Genomic DNA, 8,924 nt, shown 5'->3' with positions numbered 1-8,924 from the left:
CGATCAGAGCACCCGCCCCGTCGTGCCCACCGGGCGTGGGTCTCGAACACCCCGCCAGAAGCCGGTGCTGGTAGCGACCGGGCCTGGGCAGGTGTGGTCCTGGGACATCACCGACCTCCGCTGCCCGTGGCGGGGCAGAACGTTCAAGGCGTATTCCATCATCGATATCTACTCGCGCACGATCGTCGGCTGGCGGGTCGAGGAACGCGAGAGCGACCACCTCGCCGTGGAGATGTTCCAGAGCGCGTTCGACCAATACGGCACCCCCAAGTTCGTGCACGCCGATTCCGGGCCCGCGATGCGTTCGGGCGCTCTGGCCGATCTCCTCGCCGAGCACAAGGTGACTAAAACCCACAACCGGCCCTATGTGTCCAACGACAACCCGTTCTCCGAGTCTGAATTTCGCACAATGAAGTACCGGCCCAACTACCCCGGAACGTTCGAGAGTCTTCAGGCCGCCCGCGACCACCTGGCCGAGTACGTGCCCTGGTACAACACGACCCACAAGCATTCCGGCATCGCGTTATTCACGCCCCAGCAAGTCCACGACGGCTCCTGGAAGCAGGCCCACCGCATCCGCGACATGGCACTGCAGACCTACCACCAGAACCACCCGGAACGATTCAACTCGCGGCCGACTACACCCGCACCAGCCGGCACCGTTGGAATCAACATCCCCAAGGAAACTGTCAAAAGCTAGCCCACGTGACTCCACACAGCTTGACATCGAGCGTTCCGCGCGTGAGAGGGCACTTTGGGCCCCGAATGCCCAAAATCTCCGTCGAATTGGTTCGGGCGAATAGAGTGGGGGGATGCCGACGATCGACGCAAACCCGCTGGACGAGCCACAAACCGATCCATTCGAGATCGCCCGGATCGCGGCGGAGGAAATCGTCGAGCTGACCGGCGTCACCCATCACGACGTCGCGCTGACCCTCGGCAGCGGCTGGGGCAAGGCCGCGGAGCTCATCGGCGAGACCACGCACACGATCCCCGCGCAGTCGATCACCGGATTCAGCGCCCCCGCGCTCGAAGGCCACGTCGGCACTCTGCGTTCCGTGCTCCTGCCGAACGGCAAGCGGGCTCTCGTCATCGGCGCGCGCACCCACTACTACGAAGGCCACGGCGTCCGCCGGGTCGTGCACAGCGTACGCACCGCTGCGGCAACGGGCGCGACGACCATGATCCTCACCAACGGGGCGGGCGGCATCCGCGAGACCTGGACCCCCGGAACGCCGGTGCTGATCAGCGACCACATCAACCTCACCGCGGACTCGCCGCTCGAAGGCGCGACCTTCATCGACCTGACCGACCTCTATTCGAAGCGGCTGCGCGACCTCGCCCGCACCATCGACCCCGGGCTCGACGAGGGCGTCTACTGCCAGTTCCGCGGACCGCACTACGAGACCCCCGCCGAGGTGCAGATGGCGAAGGCGATCGGCGGCCACATCGTCGGCATGTCGACGGCGCTCGAGGCCATCGCCGCCCGCCAGGCCGGCATGGAGATCCTCGGCCTGTCCCTCATCACCAATCTCGCGGCCGGGATCCAGAAGGAGCCGCTCAGCCACGCCGAAGTGCTCGTCGCAGGCAAGCAGGCCGAACCCGTGATCAGCGCACTCCTCGCCAGGATCGTGGCCGCCCTGTGAGCGCGACCGAGACCGGCACCGGGCCCACGAGCACCGGGCCCACCAGCACAGGGCCCGTCGACTCCGAGCTGACCGGCACCGGTGAGGTTCGCGCGCGCGGGCGTCACCGGGCATTGCCGGATGCTCCCGCTTCCGCACTGCCCCCGACCCTCGCGCTCGAGATCGTGGAGATTCCGGTCCCGGCGGCCGCCCAGGCGGTTCCAGTATCGGCAGCAGCCGAAGCGGCGGAGGCAGTTCCGGCAGCAGCCGAGGAACCCGCCGCTGCCCCACTGACCGCCCACCCGGCATCCGCCGCGGACGAACAGGCCCCCGTCACTGCGGAAATGGACGCCACCGTCGCGGCGGCCTTCGTCCCGGCAGCGCGCGCCCACCCCGTTCGGGCATCGACGACGTCTGCACCGGCCCCTGCGCCCGACGACGCCACCACGGTCGCCGCGGCCACCGCCTGGCTCGCCCAGGACCCGGACCCCGAGACCCAGGCCGAACTGCGCGCCCTGCTCCGCGGGGCACAGTCCGCGGACGAGACAGCCATCACCGAGTTGCACGCCCGCTTCGACGAGCGCCTCGCCTTCGGAACGGCCGGCCTCCGCGGCGCGATCGGCACCGGCTCCAACCGGATGAACCGCGTCCTCGTGTCCCAGGCCGCGGCCGGCCTCGCCGCGTTCCTGATCGGAACCGCCCTTCCCGGCCAGACCCCCTCCGTCGTGATCGGCTACGACGGCCGCAAGAACTCCCAGGTCTTCGCGGCCGACAGTGCCGCGATCATGGCGGGTGCCGGCGTCCGCGCCATCCTGCTGCCCCGCCTGCTGCCGACGCCCGTCCTCGCCTTCGCCGTCCGCCACCTCGACGCGAGCGCCGGCGTCATGGTCACCGCCTCGCACAATCCCGCGGCCGACAACGGCTACAAGGTCTACCTCGGCGGCGCGAACAGCGGATCCCAGATCGTTTCACCGGACGACGCGTTCATCGCGGCGGAGATCCACCGCGTGGCGACGCACACGACCATCCCCGACCTGCCGCGCGGCGTCTACGAGACCGCGGAGGAGACCGTCGTCCAGGCCTACATCGCCGCGACCGCCGCTACCGTCGGCCCGCCGCGCGCCCAGGTCAACGCCGTGTACACGGCCATGCACGGGGTCGGCTGGGACACCACCCGCCGCGTGCTCGAGGCTGCGGGCTACGACCTGCCGACCCTCGTCGACGCGCAGATCGCCCCGGACCCGACCTTCCCGACCGTCGCGTTCCCGAACCCGGAGGAGCCGGGCGCCCTCGACCTCGCCTTCGCGACCGCCCGCGAGATCAACGCCGAACTCATCATCGCGAACGACCCGGACGCCGACCGCCTCGCGATCGCGATCCCCGACGCCGACGCCGCGGGCGGATACCGTCGCCTCACCGGCAACGAGGTCGGTGCGATCCTCGGCTGGCGTGCCGCGGAACGGGCAGAACTGGCGCCCATCGCCGACGACGCCGCCACGGACGACGACGCGGACACATCCGCGCCGGCCCCGCGCAGCGGCACTCTGGCCTGCTCGATCGTCTCGTCGCCGGCCTTGAAGGCCGTGGCGGATGCCTACGGCATGCGCTTCGAAGAGACACTCACCGGGTTCAAGTGGGTCTCGCGCGCCCCCGGTCTGGTGTTCGGCTATGAGGAAGCCCTCGGCTACCTCGTGAACCCGACGACCGTGCGCGACAAGGACGGCATCTCCGCGGCCCTCGCGCTGCTGTCCCTCGTGAGCGACCTGAAGAACGAGGGCTTCACCCTCGCGGACCACCTGCACCACTTCAGCGGCCGGTTCGGGCACTTCTCGTCGAGCCAGATTTCGGTGCGCGTCACCGACCTGTCGTCGATCTCCCGGGTGATGGACCGGCTGCGCTCGAACCCGCCGGTGTTCATCGGCCGGATCCGCGTCGACCACATCGACGACCTCGCCGGCGGCTTCCTCGGCTTGCCCCCGAGCGACGTGCTCCGGATCCGCCTCGTCGGAGGGGCCCGGGTGATGGTGCGCCCGAGCGGCACAGAACCCAAGCTCAAGGTCTACCTCGACACGAGCAGCGTCGTCGGCACGGTGGTGGAGCGCCAGGTCGCCGCCAACGCCGTGCTCGCCGAGCTCGAGCGCGGTATGCGCGAGCTCATCGCGTAGGGCTCACCGCGCAGGACTCGGACCTCAGGGCCCGGCACGCGAAGCACCGCACCGCACCGCACCGGGCTCAGCCGAGCGCGTCCTCGAGCTTGGTGGTGAGCTCGTCGAGGTCGAAATAGTTGTCGATGACGACGATGTCCGCGTTGGTCTTGCCGATGTGGGCCACGAGCTCCGATGAGGTCAGGATCACCTGCGCGTCCGCGCCGACGGTCTGCACGGAGGCAACGTCGGTCGCCGTGACCTCGGCGTCGATGTCGAGCCGGGCGAGAGCCCGTTCTGCGTTCATCTTCAGGATCGCGGAGGTGCCGACTCCGACCCCGCACAGGGCGACGATCTTCATTCCCGGACCCCGTTGGCTTCTCCGGCGGGTGCCGTCACGCCGAGCAGCGAACGGATGCCGGCGGCATCCGTCGCGGCCGCAAGCGCAGGGATGACCCGCGGGTCATTGAAGAGGTTCGCGAGTTCGGCGACGAGCAGCACGTGCTCATCGCCCGTCGTCACGGCGAGGCCGAGGACCACGCTGACCGGGTCGTTGTGCGGGTGGCCGAAGGCGACGGGTTCCGCGAGCGTCACGACGCTCAGGCCCTCTGCGATGACGTCGGGGCCTGGGCGCGCGTGGGCGAGGGCCAGGCCCGGGGCGATCACGACGTAGGCGCCGAACTCGTCGATGACGTCGATCATCCGTTTCGTGTAGCCGGGGCCTGTCGACCCCGAGCGCACGAGACCGTCGCCGGCCGCGGTCACGGCGGCGCGCCAGTCGGCCACGTGGATGCCGATCGCGATGGCGGTAAGAGGCAGGTCTGGGAGTTGCATAGGTTCTTTCACTGGGGTTGCGTGGCGGGGTCCGCGGACTCTCAGGCCTCTTCGAAGCCCGCGACGATGGCGTCGGCGAGTTCTTCGCGCTCTTCGAGCGGGAGGAACGCGGACTGGGCGGCGTTGAGCTGGAAGACCTCGAGGTCGTCGATGTCGTAGCCGAAGGCGTCGCTCAGCAGCGCGAGTTCCTGGCTCAGGCTCGTGTCGCTCATCAGCCGGTTGTCGGTGTTGACGGTGACCCGGAAGCCGAGCTGATACAGCAGGTCGAAGGGATGGTCGAGCAGGTCGTCGCCCCAGGCGGCGATTGCGCCGGTCTGCAGGTTCGACGACGGGCTCAGTTCGAGGGCGATCTCACGGTCGCGCACCCACTGGGCGACCGGGCCGAGGGTGACGTAGGTGTTGTCGTCGTCCTCGCGGCCGATGACGATGTCTTCGGCGAGGCGCACGCCGTGGCCGAGGCGCAGTGCGCGGCCGTCGAAGAGGGCGCCGCGGATGCTGCCCAGCCCGTCGGCCTCTCCGGCGTGCACCGTGACCGGCATGAACTCCTTGGCGAGGTAGTCGAATGCTGCAAGGTGGTTGCGGGCGGGGAAGCCGAGCTCCGCGCCGGCGATGTCGAAGCCGATGACGCCGTTGCCGCGGTGGCGTACGGCGAGTTCGGCGATCTCGAGGCCGCGGTTCGCGTGGCGCATCGCGGTGATGAGCTGGCCGACCCGGATGGTGGACCCGAATTCTGCCGCCTGGTCGACGCCGGACTCGAGGCCTTCCTGCACGGCCTCGACGACTTGGTCGAGGGTGAGCCCGCGGGTGAGGTGCTGTTCGGGTGCCCAGCGGATCTCCCCGTAGATGACACCGTCTGCGGCGAGGTCCTGCACGAATTCGCGGGCGACTCTGATGAGGCCCTCCCTGGTCTGCATCACGGCCGTCGTCACGTCGAAGGTCTTGAGGTAATCCACGAGCGAGCCGGAGTTGGCCTGGTCGGCGAACCAATCGCCGAGGGCGGCAGCTTCCGTCGACGGCAGGGCGAGACCGATGGCCTCCGCGAGCTCGATGATCGTCTGGGGGCGCAGGCCGCCGTCGAGGTGGTCGTGCAGCGATATTTTGGGCAGCGCATTGATGCTCGTACCACCGGGCAGCAGGAATTTCTCAAGGCTCGTATTCACGCTCACCAATCTACCGGCCCCGGCCTCCCCCGGCCCCTCCCCAGGCATAACTCCCGTAATTTATCGTGATCGGCAACAAACCGATCCCGTTCAGGAGATCGAGCCGGGCTCAGCCACCGATGCGCTCGGCGATGAGGGGGCCGCCGTCGAGCACGGGCTCGCCGGGTTCGCCGATCCGGTACGCGCCCTCGAGGGCCTCGAGGGCCCTGGCGAAACGCTCCGGCTCGTCGGCGCTGAGGGTGAAGAGCGGCTGCCCTGCGCGCACGGTGTCGCCCGGCTTGGCGTGCAGGTCGATCCCTGCGGCGTGCTGCACGGGGTCCTGCTTGCGGGCACGGCCCGCCCCGAGACGCCAGGCGCCGATCCCGAACGGCAGAGCCTGCTGCTCGACGAGCACTCCGTCACGGTCCGCCGTGACGACGTGGGTTTCCTTCGCGACCGGCAGCGCGGCATCCGGGTCGCCGCCCTGGGCGCGGATGACCTCGCGCCACTTGTCCATGGCCCGCCCGTCGGTGAGGGCAGCGGCGACGTCGACGCCTTCGATTCCGGCGAGGTCGAGCATCTCGGTCGCGAGGGCGATCGTGAGTTCGACGACGTCTGCAGGTCCGCCGCCGGCGAGCACCTCGACCGATTCGCGGACCTCGTTCGCGTTTCCGATCGCGAAGCCGAGCGGCACGTTCATGTTGGTGAGCAGGGCGGATGTCGCCACCCCGGCATCCTCGCCGAGCGCGACCATCGTGCGGGCGAGTTCCCGGGAGAGCTCGATGTCCTTCAGGAAGGCGCCGGACCCGAACTTCACGTCGAGGACGAGCGCGCTCGTGCCCTCAGCGATCTTCTTCGACATGATCGAGGAGGCGATCAGCGGGATCGCCTCGACGGTTCCGGTGATGTCGCGGAGGGCGTAGAGCTTGCCGTCCGCCGGGGCGAGGCCGCCGCCCGCCGCGCAGATCACGCCGCCGTGGTCGCGGAGCTGCGCGAACATCTCCTCGTTGCTGAGGTGGGCGCGCCAGCCGGGGATCGACTCGAGCTTGTCGAGGGTGCCGCCGGTGTGCCCGAGGCCGCGGCCGGAGAGCTGCGGGACGGCCGCGCCGAAGACCGCGACGAGCGGCATCAGCGGGAGGGTGATCTTGTCGCCGACGCCGCCGGTGGAGTGCTTGTCGGTGGTCGGCTTCCCGAGGCCGGCGAAGCTCATCCGCTCGCCGCTGTTGATCATGGCGAGGGTGAGGTCCTTGATCTCCCGCCGGGTCATGCCGTTCAGGAAGATCGCCATGGTCATCGCGGCCATCTGCTCGTCGCCGACGTAGCCGCGGGTGTACGCGTCGATCAGCCAGTCGATCTGGGGGGTGGCGAGTTCGCCGTGGTCGCGCTTGGTGCGGATCAGGTCGACGGCGTCGAAGGCTTCGAGGTGGGTCTGGGTGTTCACTGGTGTTCTTCCCGGTAGTCGGCGAGCTGGCGGGGCCCGAAGGCATCCGGCAGGACCTGGTCGATGGTGCGGAGGCCCGAGACTGTTTCCAGCAGCATGCCGGGTGCGGAGTGTTCGTAGAGGAGCTGGCGGCAGCGGCCGCACGGCATCAGCAGGTTGCCGTTGCCGTCGACGCAGCTGAAAGCGAGGAGCCGGCCGCCGCCGGTGAGATGCAGCACGGAGACGAGGGCGCACTCTGCGCACAAAGTGAGGCCGTACGAGGCGTTCTCCACGTTGCATCCGCTGATCACCCTGCCGTCGTCGACGATGGCGGCCGCGCCGACGGGGAACTTCGAGTACGGCGCGTATGCGAGGCTCATCGCCTCGGTCGCGGTGCTGCGGAGGAGCGCCCAGTCGATGGCGGGAGCCACGTGGCCGGACTCCGGTTCGTTATTTCGTGCGGGTTCGTTCTTTCGGGAGCTCACGATTTGATGTACGGCTTTCCGGAGGCCGCCGGCCCCCGTGACTGGCCGACGAGGCCGGCGACGGCGAAGATCGTGACGAGGTAGGGCAGCATCAGCATGAATTCGCTCGGCACCGGGGAGCCGATGATGCTGAGCACGTTCTGCAGGTTGCTCGCGAAGCCGAAGAGCAGCGCGGCGAGGGTGGCCCTGATCGGGTCCCAGCGGCCGAAGATGACGGCGGCGAGGGCGATGAACCCGGCACCGGCTGTCATCTCCTTGCCGAAGGCGCCGACGGAGCCGAGGGTGAAGTACGCCCCGCCGAGACCGGCGATCGCGCCTGCGAGCGAGACGTTCCAGAACCGGGTGCGGGCGACGTTGATGCCCACGGTGTCCGCGGCCTGAGGATGCTCGCCGACGGCGCGCAGGCGGAGGCCCCACTTGGTGTGGAAGAGGCCGAAGTACACGCACGCGACGGCCACGTACATGATGTAGACGATCAGGGTCTGCCGGAAGAAGACCGGGCCGATGATTGGGATCTCGCTCAGCAGCGGGATGTTGATGTTCTCGAACCGCGGCGGACTGTTGAGCGTCCCGGCGTTCGGGGCGAGCAGCTGGGAGAACAGGAAGCCGGTCACCCCGGAGACGAGCACGTTGAGCACGACGCCGACGATGACCTGGTCGACGAAGTACTTGATCGCGAACGCGGCGAGCACGAAGGAGACGAGCACGCCGGCGAGCATCGCCGCGACAAGCCCGAGCAGCGGCTGCTGGGTGATCGACGCGACCATCGCCGAGGTGAACGCACCCGCGAGCAGCTGGCCCTCGATCGCGACGTTGACCACGCCGACCCGCTCCGAGATGACGCCGCCGAGAGCACCGAAGATGAGCGGGACGGCGAGGCTCAGCGACCCGAAGAGCAGCCCGGGCACGGGGATCGTGTGGTCGGCGGAGGCCCAGGCCAGGAAGCCGACCAGCAGGAACACCGCGAACACGGTGACGAGCCAGATCGGTACTTTCGCCTTCGAGCGCACGAGCCATCCGCTCGCCGCCGTGATCAGGAGCAGGAGGGCGACGACCGCGATGCCGGTCGGCCGGGTGGGCAGGACCACGTCGGGCAGCTGGATCAGGTCGGTCGTGGTGGACAGGCGCATGGTGCTCTCGCCGTCACGACCGAAGACGACGAGCAGCAGGAAGCCGAGCACCGAGAAGATCGCGAGGGCGATCGGGGTCTTCCAGCTCTTGATCTGCTCGAAGTCGGGCCCTGCGGCAGTGACTGCTGCGCCCGGTCCGGTGGACCC

Annotated in this window: 9 protein-coding genes; 3 read left to right on the top strand and 6 right to left on the bottom strand. The window is 69.1% G+C overall.

Annotated elements, in window-relative coordinates:
- From E3O46_RS11440 to E3O46_RS11430, 3 genes are all read left to right on the top strand, one after another.
- On the top strand, positions 1-700 hold a 700-nt coding region (locus E3O46_RS11440; protein ID WP_134561729.1), incomplete at its 5' end, for a DDE-type integrase/transposase/recombinase.
- Positions 701-812: 112 nt separating this feature from the next.
- Positions 813-1,646, top strand: coding sequence for a purine-nucleoside phosphorylase (locus E3O46_RS11435; RefSeq protein ID WP_134449401.1), 834 nt, complete (start codon positions 813-815; stop codon positions 1,644-1,646).
- 323 nt (positions 1,647-1,969) lie between these two features.
- Positions 1,970-3,790: a phospho-sugar mutase gene (locus tag E3O46_RS11430; RefSeq protein WP_134449419.1), complete on the top strand. Its 1,821-nt coding sequence runs from the start codon at positions 1,970-1,972 to the stop codon at positions 3,788-3,790.
- Positions 3,791-3,857: 67 nt separating this feature from the next.
- On the opposite strand, the gene E3O46_RS11425 is transcribed toward E3O46_RS11430, so the two are convergent.
- From E3O46_RS11425 to E3O46_RS11400, 6 genes are all read right to left on the bottom strand, one after another.
- Positions 3,858-4,130 (bottom strand): PTS sugar transporter subunit IIB, encoded by a 273-nt coding sequence (locus E3O46_RS11425; RefSeq protein WP_134449402.1) that lies wholly within the window; start codon positions 4,128-4,130, stop codon positions 3,858-3,860.
- Positions 4,127-4,603 carry a PTS sugar transporter subunit IIA gene (locus tag E3O46_RS11420; RefSeq protein WP_134449403.1) on the bottom strand — a complete coding sequence of 159 codons (477 nt, stop codon included), beginning with the start codon at positions 4,601-4,603 and terminating at the stop codon, positions 4,127-4,129. Before E3O46_RS11420 ends, E3O46_RS11425 begins: the two co-directional genes overlap by 4 nt.
- A gap of 41 nt (positions 4,604-4,644) precedes the next feature.
- Positions 4,645-5,763 (bottom strand): adenosine deaminase, encoded by a 1,119-nt coding sequence (locus E3O46_RS11415; protein ID WP_241987395.1) that lies wholly within the window; start codon positions 5,761-5,763, stop codon positions 4,645-4,647.
- A gap of 109 nt (positions 5,764-5,872) precedes the next feature.
- Positions 5,873-7,183, bottom strand: a complete 1,311-nt coding sequence (locus E3O46_RS11410; RefSeq protein WP_134449405.1) for a thymidine phosphorylase — start codon at positions 7,181-7,183, stop codon at positions 5,873-5,875.
- Positions 7,180-7,593 carry a cytidine deaminase gene (locus tag E3O46_RS11405; RefSeq protein WP_241985144.1) on the bottom strand — a complete coding sequence of 138 codons (414 nt, stop codon included), beginning with the start codon at positions 7,591-7,593 and terminating at the stop codon, positions 7,180-7,182. Before E3O46_RS11405 ends, E3O46_RS11410 begins: the two co-directional genes overlap by 4 nt.
- Before the next feature lie 50 nt (positions 7,594-7,643).
- A complete protein-coding gene (locus E3O46_RS11400; protein WP_241985145.1) occupies positions 7,644-8,870 on the bottom strand; it encodes an ABC transporter permease in 1,227 nt (408 codons plus the stop codon).
- Positions 8,871-8,924 lie beyond the last annotated feature (54 nt).

Origin of the sequence: Cryobacterium glucosi (assembly GCF_004402235.1) — a bacterium.
Classification (GTDB): Bacteria; Actinomycetota; Actinomycetes; order Actinomycetales; family Microbacteriaceae; genus Cryobacterium; species Cryobacterium glucosi.
Note: the sequence above shows the minus strand (reverse complement) of the source record. Positions and strands in the feature narration are given on the sequence as shown.